Annotated in this window: 13 protein-coding genes, 1 riboswitch and 1 other annotated feature; of the genes, 6 read left to right on the forward strand and 7 right to left on the reverse strand. The window is 49.5% G+C overall.

Annotated features, from left to right (window positions below; all coding sequences use genetic code 11):
* The first annotated feature begins 119 nt into the window (after positions 1 to 119).
* From EDM52_RS08340 to EDM52_RS08345, 3 genes are all read left to right on the forward strand, one after another.
* Positions 120 to 1640 carry a carboxypeptidase M32 gene (locus EDM52_RS08340; RefSeq protein ID WP_122908530.1) on the forward strand — a complete coding sequence of 507 codons (1521 nt, stop codon included), beginning with the start codon at positions 120 to 122 and terminating at the stop codon, positions 1638 to 1640.
* Between the two features lie 220 nt (positions 1641 to 1860).
* Positions 1861 to 2004, forward strand: a complete 144-nt coding sequence (locus EDM52_RS24550) for a hypothetical protein (protein ID WP_183184899.1) — start codon at positions 1861 to 1863, stop codon at positions 2002 to 2004.
* A 128-nt stretch (positions 2005 to 2132) separates the two neighbouring features.
* Positions 2133 to 2711 (forward strand): mismatch-specific DNA-glycosylase, encoded by a 579-nt coding sequence (locus EDM52_RS08345; RefSeq protein WP_122908562.1) that lies wholly within the window; start codon positions 2133 to 2135, stop codon positions 2709 to 2711.
* Between the two features lie 53 nt (positions 2712 to 2764).
* On the opposite strand, the gene EDM52_RS08350 is transcribed toward EDM52_RS08345, so the two are convergent.
* Entirely contained in the window at positions 2765 to 4660 is a 1896-nt protein-coding gene (locus tag EDM52_RS08350) for a bifunctional homocysteine S-methyltransferase/methylenetetrahydrofolate reductase (RefSeq protein WP_245996686.1), read from the reverse strand.
* Between the two features lie 9 nt (positions 4661 to 4669).
* Positions 4670 to 8116 (reverse strand): methionine synthase, encoded by a 3447-nt coding sequence (gene metH, locus EDM52_RS08355; RefSeq protein WP_057133770.1) that lies wholly within the window; start codon positions 8114 to 8116, stop codon positions 4670 to 4672.
* Positions 8117 to 8244: 128 nt separating this feature from the next.
* Positions 8245 to 8345: riboswitch (SAM riboswitch) on the reverse strand.
* A 206-nt stretch (positions 8346 to 8551) separates the two neighbouring features.
* Between metH and EDM52_RS08360 the strand changes: the two genes are divergently transcribed.
* From EDM52_RS08360 to argS, 3 genes are all read left to right on the forward strand, one after another.
* A complete protein-coding gene (locus tag EDM52_RS08360) occupies positions 8552 to 8653 on the forward strand; it encodes a YjcZ family sporulation protein (protein WP_122908531.1) in 102 nt (33 codons plus the stop codon).
* A gap of 142 nt (positions 8654 to 8795) precedes the next feature.
* Positions 8796 to 9290: a hypothetical protein gene (locus EDM52_RS08365; protein ID WP_057133865.1), complete on the forward strand. Its 495-nt coding sequence runs from the start codon at positions 8796 to 8798 to the stop codon at positions 9288 to 9290.
* A 42-nt stretch (positions 9291 to 9332) separates the two neighbouring features.
* Positions 9333 to 9585 (forward strand) — a binding site (T-box leader).
* A gap of 66 nt (positions 9586 to 9651) precedes the next feature.
* Positions 9652 to 11367 carry an arginine--tRNA ligase gene (gene argS / locus EDM52_RS08370; RefSeq protein ID WP_057133771.1) on the forward strand — a complete coding sequence of 572 codons (1716 nt, stop codon included), beginning with the start codon at positions 9652 to 9654 and terminating at the stop codon, positions 11365 to 11367.
* Between the two features lie 55 nt (positions 11368 to 11422).
* On the opposite strand, the gene EDM52_RS08375 is transcribed toward argS, so the two are convergent.
* The 5 genes from EDM52_RS08375 to EDM52_RS08395 form a co-directional block, all read right to left on the reverse strand.
* The gene (locus EDM52_RS08375) at positions 11423 to 11830 is read right to left on the reverse strand and encodes a hypothetical protein (protein WP_122908532.1); all 408 of its coding nucleotides are present in this window, start codon (positions 11828 to 11830) and stop codon (positions 11423 to 11425) included.
* Positions 11831 to 11926: 96 nt separating this feature from the next.
* Positions 11927 to 12784 (reverse strand): deoxyribonuclease IV, encoded by an 858-nt coding sequence (locus tag EDM52_RS08380; RefSeq protein ID WP_122908533.1) that lies wholly within the window; start codon positions 12782 to 12784, stop codon positions 11927 to 11929.
* A gap of 274 nt (positions 12785 to 13058) precedes the next feature.
* The gene (locus EDM52_RS08385) at positions 13059 to 13907 is read right to left on the reverse strand and encodes a hypothetical protein (RefSeq protein ID WP_122908534.1); all 849 of its coding nucleotides are present in this window, start codon (positions 13905 to 13907) and stop codon (positions 13059 to 13061) included.
* Positions 13908 to 14112: 205 nt separating this feature from the next.
* Positions 14113 to 14976 (reverse strand): universal stress protein, encoded by an 864-nt coding sequence (locus EDM52_RS08390; protein ID WP_057133773.1) that lies wholly within the window; start codon positions 14974 to 14976, stop codon positions 14113 to 14115.
* A 125-nt stretch (positions 14977 to 15101) separates the two neighbouring features.
* The gene (locus EDM52_RS08395) at positions 15102 to 16172 is read right to left on the reverse strand and encodes an HD-GYP domain-containing protein (RefSeq protein ID WP_057133869.1); all 1071 of its coding nucleotides are present in this window, start codon (positions 16170 to 16172) and stop codon (positions 15102 to 15104) included.
* Between the last annotated feature and the right edge of the window lie 216 nt (positions 16173 to 16388).

The raw sequence follows: 16388 nt of genomic DNA on the forward strand, positions 1-16388 counted from the left end.
ACAAATGCTCCATGCATCTACCTAGTAATTTTTTAGCAAACCGTTATAATGATAGTAGTAAAAATTTTTTGAACGCAGCTAAGACTACATACGCATCCATTTTAACAAGGAGGGAACTCATGACTACAAGTTTGGAAAACCGTGTTTCGGCTTTTCGCGATTTCGTCAAAAAAATATCGAGCTACAACCAGGCTCTTGCTGTCCTTCATTGGGATATGCGGACACAGGCTCCACGCAAAGGTATGGAAGCTCGTTCCGAAGTGATTGGTACACTTTCCGCTGAACAGTTCAAATTGGCTACCTCGAAAGAAATGGAAGCCTTTCTGGATGAACTCGGTGCAAGTGATACGCTTGCTTCCCTAGATCCGGTCACTCGCCATACCGTCCTTGAATGCAAAAAGGAATTTGATCGCAACAAGCTGATACCGGCTGAAACGTATCAGCAATTCGTCGTCCTCACCTCCCAGGCAGAAACCATCTGGGAAGAAGCACGTGAAAAAAACGATTTCAGCATGTTCCAGCCTTATCTGGAGAAAATCGTGGATTTCCAGCTCAAGTTCATTGAGTTCTGGGGCAATGACGGGAAGAACAAATACAATACGTTGCTGGATCTGTATGAACCAGGGATGACAGTCGAACAGCTGGATGCCATTTTTGCTACCCTGCGGGAAAAAACCGTTGATCTGGTAGCGGCAATCGCACAGTCGCCGAACAAACCGGATACTTCTGCTTTAACCAAGCACTTCCCGATCGCCGAGCAGGATGCTTTTAGCCGTTTTGTGCTAAAGAAAATCGGTTACGACTTCCAAGCAGGTCGGATGGATCGCAGCGTACATCCTTTCTGCACTTCTTTTAACCCTGGAGACGTACGGATTACCACCCGTTTTGACGAAAATGATTTCAACAACGCCTTGTTCAGCTGTATTCATGAAGCGGGTCACGCCATGTACGAGCAGAACATCGATCCAGAACTTCTGTTCACACCGCTATGTGATGGTACCTCGATGGGCATCCATGAGTCGCAGTCTCGTTATTGGGAGAACATGGTCGGACGTAGTCTTCCTTTCTGGAAAGGCATGTACAGTGAGCTTCTCAGCGCATTCCCTGCCCAATTTGAGGGAGTCAGCTTAGACAGCTTTTATCGGGCGATCAACGAGGTCACTCCATCCTTCATCCGCACCGAATCCGACGAAGTCACCTACAATCTGCATGTGATGATTCGCTATGAAATTGAAAAAGGTCTGATCAATGGTACTTTGAAGGTCGCTGACCTGCCGACCATCTGGAACGAAAAAATGGAGGAATATCTGGGCGTCGTCCCTCCTACGGATACCCTGGGCGTTTTGCAGGATGTCCACTGGGCTGGCGGCAGCTTCGGCTACTTCCCAACGTATTCACTCGGCAACGTCTATGCTGCTCAGTTTGCCCATGTGATGCAGCAGGAAATCAAGGACTACGAAGAATTGATCGAGAGCGGGGATTTTACGCCAATCCGTGAATGGCTCAAAGAAAAAATCCATCAGCACGGCAAGATGAAGAGCCCTCGCGAACTGGTGGAAGCCATCACGGGTGAAGGTACAAATGCAACTTACCTCGTGGATTACCTCGTCAAAAAATACAGCGACATCTACAAACTGTAATTCAGCGAACAACGTGCACAGCCTTAAATGTAGAATGGATAGAGATCTCGGAGAATACCTGAGCCTCTATCCATTTTTCTTTCGCCTGAAATCGCTTCCTTTTTGTTCACGTTCTCTCCACCATTTCTTCACGCCTTATTCACACCTCCCTAACCAAATACATTCCATTTAGGAGTATGATGAGTATGTAAAACATTTCCACCAAGTGAGGGGAATCCTTATGATCCAATCGTTGTCACGCTGGCTATGGGGCAAAGAAGAACAGGAAGTCGTTCCTTTTGAATCGAAAAAATACGTCCGAAATGAAATGGAGCAATTCCATCTGCATGAACCCGAGCAAATGCTTCCTTACCCTCAGCTGTAAGAGAGCTAGTAAGCGAGCCAAAAATTCGAAATGATCATATGAAAAAGCTGCCCGATACGGCAGCTTTTTTTGCTGCTTCCAGCAGACGTTATCGGATGTGCTACAATGTCAGAACAGGAGGTGTTCACTTGGTCGATTTCACAGATAAATGGTTGCCTACCTACATTCGCCGCGATCTTGCCGTCTTGTTTTGCGGAATCAACCCTGGACGTGTGTCAGCTACGGCTGGCTTTCATTATGCCAATCCAGCCAACCTGTTTTGGCGCGGTTTATATGAGGGTGGCCTGACTCCTCGCAAGCTTTTGCCCGAGGAAACGGCTTTACTGCTGGACTACCATTACGGTATTACCGATCTGGTTTCACGCCCTACCCGCTCATCCGCTGACTTGCGTGAGGAAGATTATTCCCTTGGTGCCGAGCAATTCGTTCAGATGGTCCAAACCTACCGTCCTCGTGTCATCTGCTTCAACGGCATTACTGCCTTCCGCCATGCAAGTGGTCAAAAGAAGGGCGACGTTATTCTAGGTATACAGCCCCAACGTTATTTTTCAACGCAGGACTGGGCTGGCAGTTATGTTTTTGTCATTCCATCAACCAGTGGAGCCAATGCCTCTTTTACCCGTGAGGAGCGACTGGCGATGTTTGGACAGCTCAGTCTCTTCCTACGAGAACAGGGCTGGCATCCCCTACATGCACAGACGAATTAAAAGAGGTCCAGCGTCTGAATGAGTGCCGGACCTCTTGTTACTATCTTTTTCGATTACCCTTGCACAGGCACCTTCAACTGTGCACTTTGCTGACGAACATATTGGATCAGCTCTGTTGCCATCGAATAGTAGTTAAACGGCGTAATCAGATAGATTCCCTGGAAGTAGCGGACAGCTGTATCCAGCAATTCTTTGGCGATCTGAATGCCTTCCCGTCTCGCATCCTCCCCTTGAACGCGCTTCATTCGTTCCAAGGCTTCAGGAGAAAGCTTGATACCCGGCACCTCGTTGTGCAGGAACTCCGCATTTCGGGAGCTGGTCAATGGCATGATGCCGATAAATACAGGAATTCCGATATGCTTCGTCGCTTCATAGACGACCTTGATCGACTCGGCATCGTAGACAGGCTGTGTCATGATGTAGTCCGCTCCTGCCTCCACCTTCTTTTCCAAACGTGCGATTGCCGCATCGATTTGCCTGACGTTGGGATTAAAAGCAGCCCCCACAATGAACTGCGCGTTTTGCTTCAAAGGCCTTCCGGAAAAGGAGACTCCTTCATTCAACTGCTTCACCATGCGAATCAGATCAAAGGACGTCACATCAAATACAGAGCTCGCCCCTGGCAGGTCGCCAAAACGAGAAGGATCGCCGGTGATGACCAGAATCTGGTCGATGCCTAATGCGTGCAGACCCATCAGATGGGATTGCTGACCGATCAGATTGCGGTCGCGGCAAGCCAGATGCAACAACGGGTCGATTCCGTACCTGCTCTTCATCATCGCTCCCAAGGCCATATTGCTCATCCTTACCGTCGCCAGGGAATTGTCGGCGAGAGTAATAGCGTCTGCACCAGCCTTGTGCAGCTCACAGCATCCTTCGAGGAACGAATCCGCATCCAGATCACGAGGCGGGTCGAACTCAACGATAATCGTCGTACCGGACTTTACCTTGTCTACGATACTCGGCCGATCCTGATCACGTACACTGGTCACAGAAACCAATGGTCTTTCACCCGGAACTTCGTCTGGATTGGTACGCGCTTGCGGCTCGAGGGATTCCAACGCATCTGCCATCGCTTTGACATGCTCAGGAGTCGTCCCACAACAACCCCCAATCAGTCGGATTCCTTGCTCTCTTAAACGCAACGCACTTTGGCCAAAATACTCCGCCGTCGATTTGTACGCGTACTCCCCGTCTGTCATGCCCAGACGACCTGCGTTTGGAAAGGCAGACAAGAGTGCATCCTTGGGTGCCTGAACGGTTTCAAAGGAACGAAGAATCTCCGCAGGGCCGAGACGACAGTTGAGTCCGATAATATCTGCTCCCGCTGTTTTCAGTTGGGCAAATGCTTCTGTAAGCGAATAGCCATCACGCGTTCTTCCCACTTCCAGCGTAGCGAGCTGGGTGATCAGCGGGAGTGGGGTCAAAGGTCGAATCACTTCAATGGCAAGCAGCAGCTCCTCCAGATCCAGAAAGGTTTCCAGAATCAATCCATCTACCCCTGCATGCAGTAAAGCAATCGCCTGCTCTTCATACTGATCCCGATATTCGTCCAGCACTTTTTTGCGCACCCGACCAGCCAAGATCGAACCAATGCTTCCGGCTACATAAGCATCTCCCTGCGCCGCTTCTCGTGCAAGTGAAACGGCTTGACGGTTAATACGCGTCACTTTATGCTCCATTCCATAGCGTGACAATGAATCTCGATTTGCCGAATACGTGTTGGTTTCCAGAAGGCGCGCTCCAGCCTGATAGTATGAGTCGTGTACTTCATGCACCAATCTGGGATTGGACAAACACAGCTCCTCAAAGCTGACACCCACGGGGACGCCCAGTCTATGCAACTGGGTCGCCATCGCTCCGTCTCCAACCAGCAAATGATCTTGCAAGTATTCTCTTAAATCTTGCTTGCTCGTCGTCAACCTGATCCCTTCTCTCCGTTGAATCATCTCTATCTTCTAAACTTCGAACACGGATGGTCCCGCATTGAAATAACGCGCTTCCGGATGGGCAAATACCATCGCGGAGACGGAAGCTTCCGGTTCCATCATGCAGCCTTCGGTCAAGTGAACGCCGATATTTTCAGGTTTAATCAGTCTAAACAGCTGCTGCTGATCCTCCAGATTCGGGCACGCCGGATATCCGAACGATACGCGGATTCCCTGATAACGAGCACCGAAACGCTCCAGCATCGTCATCTCTGCAGGGTCAGGAATTCCCCAGCTGTCGCGCATCATGTGGTGGACACGCTCTGCAAACGCCTCAGCGAGTTCCAGTGCCAAGGCTTGCAAGACGTGGGAGCGCAAGTAATCGCCCCGATCCTTCAGCTCAGTAGACAATTCCCGAATTCCTCCACCTGCGGTTACGGTCAGGAAGCCTACGTAATCCATTTCCTTGCTCTCAATCGGACGCAGGAAGTCAGAGAGGCACAGGTACGGCTCTTCCGGCTGACGCGGAAAGCTGAAGCGTTCCAGTACTTTGCTGTGATCCTGCGGGTCGTAGACGACGATATCATTGCCATCTGCTTGGGCAGGGAAAAATTGATACACCCCATGAGCGGTGATCGTCCCCTTCTGCTTCGCTTCTGTCAGGAGCTCTTCCACGAGCCCGTACAGCTGTAGCACTTTCTCGTCTCCCGCTTCGATCAGCTTCTCCACGTTGCCGCGTACGCCCAAATGTTTGCCTAGCAGCATTCGCAAGTTCAGATAAGGCTGCAGGTGGCTGATCGGGTACTGACGCAGGACATGAGGCTGACAATCTGGCGGTAACTGAATCGGAGCGGTACGGCTGATGGCAGAACGTGCAGGCAGTGCAGGTTTCTTTTCCACAACGACCGTTTCGGCTGCCGACGCAGCTTCTTGCATTTGTTGTTGCTCGACTACCAGCCGCTCCCGTTCCTGGGGATTTTGCAGACGATTTACCAGATCCAGTCCGTCCATCGCATCCTTGGCGTAAAGCACGATTCCCCGATACTCAGGGGCAATGCGATTGGAGGTGAATTTACGAGTCAGCGCCGCACCTCCGACCATCATCGGTACATCGATACCGGCAGCCCGCAAATCCTGCGCTGTAATCACCATTTGCTGAGCCGATTTAACCAGCAGGCCTGAAAGTCCAATCGCATCCGGCTTTTCTTCGCGGCATGCGGCAATCAGCTGTTCAGGTGGTACTTTGATTCCCAGATTGACGACCTCATAGCCGTTGTTGGAAAGAATGATTTCCACCAGATTCTTTCCGATGTCATGCACGTCCCCTTTGACCGTAGCCAATAGAATCTTCCCTTTTGCAGCTGCATCCGATTTTTCCATGAAAGGCTCGAGGAACGAGACCGATGCCTTCATGACCTCAGCACTTTGCAAAACCTCTGCCACAATCAGCTGGTTTCCGTTAAACAGGCGGCCAACCTCTTCCATCCCGCGCATCAATGGCCCGTTGATGATATCCAGCGGCTGGTACTTTTCCAAAGCCAGCTTCAGGTCTTCAGTCAAGCCATCCTTGGAACCCTCTACAACATAGCGTGCAAGTCTTTCCTCCAGCGTCAACGAGGAGACCTCAACCTTATCTTCTTTTTTCTTTTGGCGATAAAACTCTGTGAATGCGGCCAGCGTTTCGTCATTGGTTTCGAACAAAAGCGCTTCTGCCAGCTTCCTTTCATTTTCCGGAATCGAAGCGTAACGCTCCAGCTTCTCGGTATTCACGATCGCGTAATCGAGACCGGCGAGCGTCGTATGATAGAGGAATACCGCGTTGAGTACTTCCCTTCCCGCCGCAGGCAATCCAAAAGACACGTTGCTCACACCCAGAATGGTTTTGCAATGAGGCATCGCTTCCTTGATGAGACGGATGCCTTCCACGGTCTCTTTCGCTGAACCGATGTACTGCTCATCTCCAGTACCTACCGGAAAGACAAGCGGATCAAATATGATATCTTGAGGGTTGACCCCATATTGATTTACCAGCAGGTCGTACGAGCGCTTGGCTACCTCCAGCTTTTTTTCGCGTGTAACAGCCATTCCAGCTTCCTCGATGGTCCCAACTACAACGGCTGCACCGTATTTATGAATCAGGGGAGCAACCTCTTCAAATCTCTCCAGTCCATCCTCCAGATTGATGGAGTTGAGAATGGCCTTTCCTTGCGAATAACGCAATCCCAGCTCCATGACCTTGGCATCTGTGGAGTCGATCATCAATGGCGCTTTCACTTTTTTCATAATATATTGGAGGAATTTTTCCATATCGGCGTATTCATCCCGGTCCGGATCTGCGAGACAAATATCGATTACGTGAGCTCCACGCTTCACCTGGGCTCGGGCAATATCAGATGCTTCTTCATACTGCCCTGCCGCGATCAGATCGCGGAATTTCTTGGAACCAATCACGTTGGTACGTTCTCCGACGAGCAACGGACGGTTATCGTCTTCTACGTAAACGACGTCAATACCGGATACAGCACTGACAGGTTCGCTTACTTGCGTACGAGGCTTGCAGTCCTTCAGCGCGTCTGCCATGGCCCGGATGTGATCGGGGGTCGTTCCGCAGCAGCCACCTGCGATGTTGAGCCAGCCCTGCTCGGCAAAAGCCCGCATTTTGGCAGCGAGTCCTTGTGGTGTCTCGTGGTAATGTCCGTTTTCATCTGGCAGCCCGGCATTGGGATAACAGCTCACGCCGCATTGAGCCAAGCCAGAGAGTGTACGCAAATGATCGCGCATGAATTCAGGACCAGTCGCACAATTAAGACCTACGGAGACTGGCTTCAGATGCTCCAGAGAGAAGTAAAAGGCTTCGATGTTTTGTCCAGCCAAGGTAGTACCCATCGGCTCGATCGTCCCGGACAGCATCACCGGCACTTCTTGACCCAGCTCCGCAAAGGCCTGACGAATCCCGATACCGCCCGCTTTGACGTTGAGAGTATCCTGCGAGGTCTCAAGCAAAAGCACGTCGACTCCACCCAGCAGCAATCCTTTTGCCTGGCGATAATACGATTCAACCAAATCATCGAAGGTTACCCCTCCGGTCAGCGAGAGCGTCTTCGTCGTTGGCCCCATGGACCCTGCCACATAACGGGGCCACTCAGGAGTGGAATACCGATCGACCGCTTCTTTTGCCAGTCTGGCAGCCTCGATGTTGATCTCCAGATCTTTATCCGCTACGTCATATTCAGCGAGCACCACCGAAGTAGCACCAAAGGTATTTGTCTCGACGATATCTGCTCCTGCCTCCAGATACGTTTCGTGGATGGATCGAATCACATCCGGTCTGGTCAAATTCAGCAATTCATTACAGCCCTCGTACTCATCCCCGCCAAAATCTTCTGCAGACAGATTGGCCTGCTGCAGCATCGTGCCCATAGCACCGTCCAGTATCAAAATTTTCCGGGAAAGCTGTTCGCGAAAAGTAGGTTTCATTTGGCTTGCTCCTTCTCCCCTGTATCGGTAGTTCTTTTTGACGAACGATTTTACATGCAAATAAAAAAATCCTCTTCTTGTGAAAGGAGAGGATTTGTCCGCGAGATAGCTTATGCGCTTGAACCATCCTCTTATCTTTCAAAGCAAAAAAGCTTTGCTGGAATTGGCACCGGTTTTACCGGTTGCCGAGGCTTCATCAGGCCAGTCCCTCTGCCTCTCTGGATAAGAGTTGTACATGCTATTCAATTATTTGGAATTTTGTATGACGTTTGAAAGTATCTTATCACCCCCCTTGCATGGCGTCAATCAACAATTTGTCTATTTTCATTGCTGCTTCAACATCGCGCCCAAATTTCCGGCAACTAGTCATTCGCCCACGCCAACCTCCGCGTTCGTGTATAGACTAGAGCATAACGGAAAGGAGGGAAAACAAACATGAGTACTTCTTACAGCAGCGGCTTTTTTGGTGAAGCCTTCGCAATCGTGCTCGTTCTGTTTATCCTGCTGGTCATCGTTGGGTGCTCTGACGACTGCTAGGCCATCAGACAGAATAGCTAAAAGAGCCTGAAGACTTCTTCAGGCTCTTTTTTCACATGTAACGTCAAGCACCCGCTTGATTGTCAGTGTTATCGTGATTTGCTATGATGGGGAACGAAGGACAACAAAGGAGCGAACCCTAGTGGATACACTACTTCCCCAAGAAAAGGATGCATTTATCTCTGCATTGGAAAATATTAAAGTACTCGAACAAAGTGAATTCGAGACTTATAGCATTGTGAAGCATCGTGAGACCCAGCAGCATTATTTGCGCTACTTCCTTGTCCATATCAACCTGGTTGAGGGAGGTCGACGCAACGAGCACGACCACTTCCTGCCTGTCGAATCCGACGACGTTCTCGGACTGTTATTCGGTGAGCAATCTTATCATTTTCCCGACAACTGGCGCAAACCTTATTTGCGCAGCGGTAATGACAACCGCTTGATTCCCTTCGATCCCTCCGAGAATTACGATCTGGAGGAAGAGGCCAGGGCTGAGCTTGCGATGCTGGAGCAGCTGGAAACGTTCAAGAATCAATGGATGAACACGGAAAACCTGAGCGCTGAAGAAAAAGAAAAGCTGACGCGCGAGTATTTTCAAAAATTGGATCAAATCCTTAAAAAGCCAGAAGAGTAAGTTGCACATGCTCGTCTTTTTTGGCTATAATGCATAGATAAGGATGAATCGTTGATAAGGAAAGTACTCCATGTGTGAAGCTGAAGCGAGTCGGGGAAGGTGCAAGCCCGATGCGGACCATGTGAGGAAACGCCCCTTGGAGATGCTGCCTGAAAATCTGCGTTCCTTACGCAGATCGCGTAGGGACATGCCGGTACTGCCCGTTATCGCAGATCAAGCGGTTTTTGCTGGCCTCTGACAGGATAGCAAAAACAACAAGAGTGGCACCGCGGGAGCATAACCTCTCGTCTCTTTTTTCAGGAGACGCAGGGGTTTTTTTATTTGCGGATCACACCTTCACAAGTGAAAGGAGTATCAAAAAATGAGCTACAAGCATCAAGTGGCGGAGAAAATTGCTTCCGCCCTGGTTCACCTCGGCGTGGACTCGCTGACCAAAGAAAACGTTTATAACATGCTGGAAACCCCACCAAATCCGGCAATGGGCGATATTGCCTTCCCTTGCTTCCAATTAGCGAAAGCACTGCGCAAAGCACCTCCCATGATCGCTGCAGAGCTGACTGAACAAATCAGTGGTGCACCATTGAAGGAAGTAAAGGCTGTCGGCCCATACGTCAACCTCTTTTTGGATCAGGAAATGGTTGCCCAGCAAGTGATCAGCACTGTTCTTTCTCAAGGAAAAGCTTATGGAGACAGCGATCTGGGACAGGGACGCAATGTCCCCATTGATCTCTCCTCCCCCAACATCGCAAAACCGTTCTCGATGGGACATCTGCGTTCAACCGTAATTGGTAACGCCATCGCCAACATCATGGAAAAGCAAGGCTACAAACCGGTGCGCATTAATCACTTGGGTGACTGGGGCACCCAGTTCGGAAAATTGATCGTAGCTTACAAGCTATGGGGAGACGAAGAAAAGGTAAAAGCAGAGCCAATCAAAGAACTGCTCAGTCTCTATATCCGTTTCCATGAAGAAGCAGAAAACGATCCATCCCTGGAAGATCAAGGCCGTGAATGGTTCAAAAAGCTGGAAGACGGTGACACAGAAGCAAAGCATCTGTGGACCTGGTTCCGTGACGAGTCCCTGAAGGAATTCATGAAGATCTACGACTTGATGAACGTATCCTTCGACTCCACCAATGGCGAAGCCTTCTACAACGACAAGATGGACCGGGTCGTTCAGCTATTGGAGGAAAAAGGACTGCTGACCGAGTCCGATGGCGCACAGGTCGTTACACTGGATGAGTACGACATGCCACCTTCTCTGATCAAAAAATCAGATGGGGCAACCCTTTACGCGACCCGTGACCTAGCTGCTGCCTTGTACCGCCATGAAACCTACGATTTTGCCAAAGCAGTTTACGTGGTCGGAAATGAACAACGCCTCCACTTCCAGCAGCTGTACAAGGTGCTGGAAAAAATGGGCTATCCGTGGGCAGCAAACATGTACCACATTCCATTCGGGATGATGCTCAAGGATGGAAAGAAAATGTCCACCCGTAAAGGGAAAGTCGTCTTGCTGGAAGAGGTATTGGCTCAGGCGATTGCTGATGTGCAGAAAGTGATTGAAGAAAAAAATCCATCGCTAGCCAACAAGGAAGAAGTATCTCGTCAGGTGGGCGTAGGTGCCGTGATCTTCCACGATTTGAAAAACTATCGTCTCAACGACATCAACTTCTCCTGGGAAGAGATGCTTACCTTTGAAGGAGAGACCGGGCCGTACGTTCAATATACGCACGCTCGTGCCTGCTCGCTGCTGCGCAAGGGCAACTACCAGCCTGAGTCGCAGACCTCCCTCGCTCCAGGGGCATTGGACAGCAAGGAAGCCTGGGCAGTCGTCACACTGCTGAATGCATTCCCAGACATCGTCGAGCGTGCAGGAGACAACTTTGACCCGTCTCTGATCGGCAAATACGTGATTGATCTGGCACAGGTCTTCAACAAATTTTATGCCAACATCCGTATTCTCGCGGAAGAAGAAGAAATCAAAGCTTCTCGTCTCCAGCTGGTTGCCGCCGTCACAACCGTTCTCAAGGAAGGTCTGCGCCTCCTGGGACTGGCAGCTCCGGAAGAAATGTAAGGTTGCTATTGAAAACGAAAGCCGCTGTCCCCGTTCGGGAGCAGCGGCTTTCCATTTATGCTTCGTCTGATTGCGTTTTATTTTTTTTGCCAAACCAAGTTTTGGCTACCAGCTCAACGACTTGCTTGGGCAAGGATACGGGCGCTTCCAGCTCGTTGCCGTTTGCGTCCACTTTCCGGTATAAAAGAGCTGTATCGTCCTGGGGATCTGATTTGGTCTGCACCATCCACTCCCCGATGTTACCTGCATGCGTCCATTCCTCGATCATCAGCTGGTACTCGCCTGGAGCCAGCTCAATGTAATCGTCTTCGGTCACGTCCACAATCGCATACCCATCATGTTCGATTTCCGCATCGTATGTATGTCCATTGGCTTTTTCGTAAAGCTCTAGCTCCTGTAGATCGTTCAGGTTCTCCTTTAGTACCGTAAAATCCGCAATCGTCACTTTGATTCGCTTTTTCATCTGCTTGCAACCTCCCTGATTCAACACCCAACTCACACTGTAACACAGAGTGGACACCCCTGCCAATGGCCCGCACTTCCGCACGGCGACTGTCCATCACCTGTTCCTTGCCGTAGTTGGAACGAATCGCTCCTTTACATAAGCGATCTCTTCCCGATGAGATTTTCCTGCGGGATGCGGGGTCTCCAGAATGAATGGCAGTTCCTGAAACTCAGGTGTAGCGAACAATGCTCTGAGTCCCACTTCCGGAATATACCCTTGGCCCAGATTGGCATGGCGGTCGCGAAAGGACTGGTGTGGGTACATCGAATCGTTGAGATGAATGGCTTTCACATGTGACAGATAGTCCAGTTTGCGAGCCTGCTCTGCAACCTCCTCCCAATTCTCTCCCTGCCAGAGGGCGCTGGCAAAAGCATGACAGGTGTCCAGACAAAAGCCAATTTTATGTGGTGCATGGATCAGGCTCCTGACCTGCGTCAATTCCTCCAGCGTCGTTCCCATCCTGCTACCCTGTCCCGCATTGTTCTCAATCAGGAGCAAGGCATCTCCGTCCCATTTTGCCAATACTTCATTGAGCATCTCAATCATGCGGAGATAGCCGTAGAGAGGATCCTGATGCTTTCCTTTGAACTGTCCGAAATGCACAACAACTCCTATGGAACCGCACGCCTCTGCGATCTCCAAATCATTGCGCAAAGATTCGACGGTCAGCCGATACAATGCCTGATCATCAGCGGAGAGGTTGGTAGGATACGGGGTGTGGGCAACCGACTGTAGCGCATGCTGCTGACAATAACGCTTGCATTCTTGTGCATCTCGCTCGTCGAACGCTTTTACAGATAAGCTTCGTGGATTTTTCGGAAAATATTGATAGGCGGAAGCGCCCTGTTGATAAGCGTTTTTAGCCGCACCCAAATAACCGTCACGGATGCTTACATGACAACCAATTTGCATTCCTTGCCCCCTCCCCTTTAATACGTCCGCAAATCATTCTGCTTAGTTTGGGAGCATCTCACTTCAAGTATGCGCTAGACCGGATAAAACGTAAAAGGATGCAGCGAACCCGGCTGCACCCTCTCGATCCTACAGGCTAAATCATTTTCAGTGTATCCACAGATACGCGTTCTACGAATCTACTGAATTTCTCTTTCCCTTGCTTCCCCCTACTTGAACCGCAGGATTCACTGCGATTTTCATTTTCTCTCCCATAGCGGTTCTCCTCTCCCGTCTATCTTTCTTTCACTTCGACGACGTACGGAACGGTGATGACCTCTCCCCGGTGCTGAAATTGTCCCCAGATTTTATAGATACCAGCTTGAGGAAACGTGGTTGCGAATTGCGCTTCAGGTCCCGTCGCCTTTTCATCGAGTGGGTGCACATGCAGATATTGACTGGCATCCTCGGACAGGATTACCACATGGCCAACAGCTCCAAGATAAGGCTCTAGGTTGTCGATGCCTGCCTTTGTCCTGGCGTCGCGCAGGTGAAAGGTCAGGATCGTTTCTTCCTTCGCAAAGGTATTGCTCACAGCCAGTTCAACCTCTTTGTCCCCTACTTCTTTTACCAGCTTCGTATCTGCTTTCAGATCTGTATGTGCTGCTGGTTCTCCTTCTATTTTCACCCATTCGCTTAAAGTCGTACTCGAGCCTCCAGCGGGTTTGAAATCTGCAAAAAGCTTGTAATCTCCACCCGCGGGAAATTGGGTGTTTATACTGAATCTGCCCTCCCCCTTGAAATCAGGATGAATGTGGGAAAAATATGACAGATCATGGTTGACGATGATCAAGTGCAGCAGCTTTTCATGATTAACCTCGAAATCGTTGACTGGTACCCCTTTCTGGTCGGTGATTTGCACACTCAGCTCTGTCTCATTATTTGCTGTTGCAGATCCGGCAGGGAAAGTAAAAGCTGCGTTTAGATACCCCTGATCAGAGGAATGCTGTTCCGTCCCTGCACTATGCCCCGCATGGCTTTCCCCATGCTCGTTATTCGTTTGGTGTGCCGAATTGTCGGTATTTCCGCAACCTGCCAAGATAGTCAAAGACAAAACTACTGCGGGTAAGAAGCTTTTCTTCATATTGTCAATCTCTCCATTCTGTATTGGACGCAGGTAAGCTTTTGATTTTTTTTCCAAATGATCACCTTTACAATATACCCCCATGTGGTATATTAGTCAATCCTATTTTTACAATACCCTAGTACCCTATATTTTATGGATTTTTCTTCGTACATACGTGCAAAAAAAAAACTGCCCGTATCAATAACGGACAGCTTAGGAAATTCTATTTCTTTACGATCAGTAGTGGAGTTTCTGTGCGATGGATCATCTTGAACGTTACGCTTCCCATCATGGTCCCAGCTACGCCCCCCATTCCGTGGTGCCCCAAAACAATCAGGTCGCATCCCTGTTCCTTGGCGGCTTGACGGATTGAGGTTGCCGGATCGCCGATCAGCAGCTTGCTTTCAAACTTGATCCCTTTTTCTTGCAGCAATTCTTCATAGGGCAGCAAGGTTGCTTTGCCCCACTCCTCCAGCGTATTGACATCCTGCCAACCAGGTCCGTAAGCCCCTGCATACGTGACTGGCGGCGGTACCACGGTAACCAAAGAGTATGTAACCTCCATATTCTGGCTCAGCGCGACCGCTTTTTCGATGGCTTCTTTTGCTTGGTCGGAACCATCTACAGCAATCAGCACTTTACTCCAAGGGAACTGCTCCTGTTTGGTATCCTCAGAAATCAAAAATACCGGAATGTTCACATCATGCACTGTCGGATAGCTAACACTTTGCATCAGGAATCCGGTAAATCGCCCGTATCCATGTGTACCCATAATGATCGCTTCAAATCCAGATTTGGCGAACTCATTAATGACCTGCTGCACATCACCAAACTTGATTTCAAGCGTATATGGCACGCCCGACTGTTCTACCAATTCTTTGATTTCTTTCAATTCTTCGTGTGCGTCCTCCAGTTGAAAATCCTGGAGCTGCTTTTGTCCAATTCGGTTGATGACATTTTTAGAAGGAAAGAATGGTATAACATGGAGCAGAGTCAGCTCATGCTTATCTTTGGCATAAGACAGAGCAAAACGCAGTGCTTGCAGTGATTGTTCCGTATGATCAACAGGTACCAAAATGCGAGACATTCAAAACACTCCCTCTCACCTCATGAACGTATGAGTTAGTCACTTTTCTTTTTACGTCTCTATTGTAGCTGAGAGAAAATTTTTCCACTATAGGGAACTACCCTGATCTTTATTGGGAAAAACCCTTAGTCCATAATACCTGTGATAAAGATCGTCGGCTTCTCGCTCAAATCAATATCCCGGATGTCGTGCTGCTCTGACATTAATTCACTTGCATTTTGTTCCCGACGGATCACTCGGGCGACAGGGCGGGACGGCAAACCGCGATTCTGATCAATCACTACACCGATTTCCCCTGTACTCAATTTCAGCGAGCTACCAGTCGGATAGAGGGCAATAGATCGCAAAAAGAGGATGACCATCTGCAGGTCAAAGCGCTTTTCCGCCAAGCCCATGATACGTTCGCAAGCTTCATAAGGCGGCAGTGTCACCTCTTCCTCGGAAAACGGAGAAATGAGATCATCATAGTAATTGCAAATCGCTACGATTTTCGCGAACTCGTGGATCTCCTCACCTGCCAGTCCACGCGGCACTCCGCTGCCATCCACCCACTCCTGATGCTGAAGAGGCACATGGGCAGATACAATGCTCATCTCATGTTTTTTTCGCAGGACGTTGAAGCCCATCCACGTAAAGTGGTTCTCAAGATTTTCCTCTTCGTCGGAATCCTTTGAATCCTCTTTCGACATCCCGCTTAGCTTGCCGATATCGTGCAGCAGAGCCCCGATCGAAAGCTCCTTCAGCTGAGTATTGTTGTAACCAAGTGCGACTCCCATCACAGTTGCCATCATGCATACGTTTAGAGAGTGGATGTAGAGAGCGTTGTCAGTAGTCCGGATTTCTCCGAGATTCAACAGGACACGACGGTTTTTCAACACTTCCTCGACGATGTTGCTGACTGACTTTTGAACCCCGCGCACGTCCATATTTTTACCTGATTGAACGCATTGAATCGCCGCTGACAAGTTGCGGATAGCATCTTTTCGAGTCGTTTCCGTAACGACTTCTTCCATATTGACATCATCTAACAGGGGGTCCTTAATGCTCAACATGGTGACGCCAAAACGTCGAAGCTTATTGATCATTCCTACCGTTAGCTGCACACCTGCATGCAGTAAAGTCAAGCCTTCACTCGTATAAATACTGCGGGCAAGAATATCGCCCGGTTCTACCTGTTCGACACTGATATATTTCATGGGGTCTTCCTCCTGATTCCATCCTCCCCTGTTGCTCTTTCCCCATCTTACCATTTGCCAAACTTCTTTTGGTTAGTTCTTTTGTCCTCTTCCCAAATCCAACCAAATCCTTAGGATCATCCATACTAAGAAAACCCAGAGCGAAGCTCTGGGCCTTTTTGCGTTAGAGGATATCCGAAAGTTTGTACTCGTATCCATGCAATCCTTTGTAGTACT

Origin of the sequence: Brevibacillus invocatus, assembly GCF_003710915.1 — a bacterium.
GTDB classification, from domain to species: domain Bacteria; phylum Bacillota; class Bacilli; order Brevibacillales; family Brevibacillaceae; genus Brevibacillus; species Brevibacillus invocatus.

Coding starts and splice junctions, on each gene's coding strand:
- argS (WP_057133771.1), top strand. CDS start 9,652: ATGAGCTACAAGCATCAAGTGGCGGAGAAAATTGCTTCCGCCCTGGTT.
- EDM52_RS08380 (WP_122908533.1), bottom strand. CDS start 12,784: ATGCAAATTGGTTGTCATGTAAGCATCCGTGACGGTTATTTGGGTGCG.
- EDM52_RS24550 (WP_183184899.1), top strand. CDS start 1,861: ATGATCCAATCGTTGTCACGCTGGCTATGGGGCAAAGAAGAACAGGAA.
- metH (WP_057133770.1), bottom strand. CDS start 8,116: ATGAAACCTACTTTTCGCGAACAGCTTTCCCGGAAAATTTTGATACTG.
- EDM52_RS08395 (WP_057133869.1), bottom strand. CDS start 16,172: ATGAAATATATCAGTGTCGAACAGGTAGAACCGGGCGATATTCTTGCC.
- EDM52_RS08350 (WP_245996686.1), bottom strand. CDS start 4,660: ATGATTCAACGGAGAGAAGGGATCAGGTTGACGACGAGCAAGCAAGAT.
- EDM52_RS08340 (WP_122908530.1), top strand. CDS start 120: ATGACTACAAGTTTGGAAAACCGTGTTTCGGCTTTTCGCGATTTCGTC.
- EDM52_RS08390 (WP_057133773.1), bottom strand. CDS start 14,976: ATGTCTCGCATTTTGGTACCTGTTGATCATACGGAACAATCACTGCAA.
- EDM52_RS08375 (WP_122908532.1), bottom strand. CDS start 11,830: ATGAAAAAGCGAATCAAAGTGACGATTGCGGATTTTACGGTACTAAAG.
- EDM52_RS08360 (WP_122908531.1), top strand. CDS start 8,552: ATGAGTACTTCTTACAGCAGCGGCTTTTTTGGTGAAGCCTTCGCAATC.
- EDM52_RS08385 (WP_122908534.1), bottom strand. CDS start 13,907: ATGAAGAAAAGCTTCTTACCCGCAGTAGTTTTGTCTTTGACTATCTTG.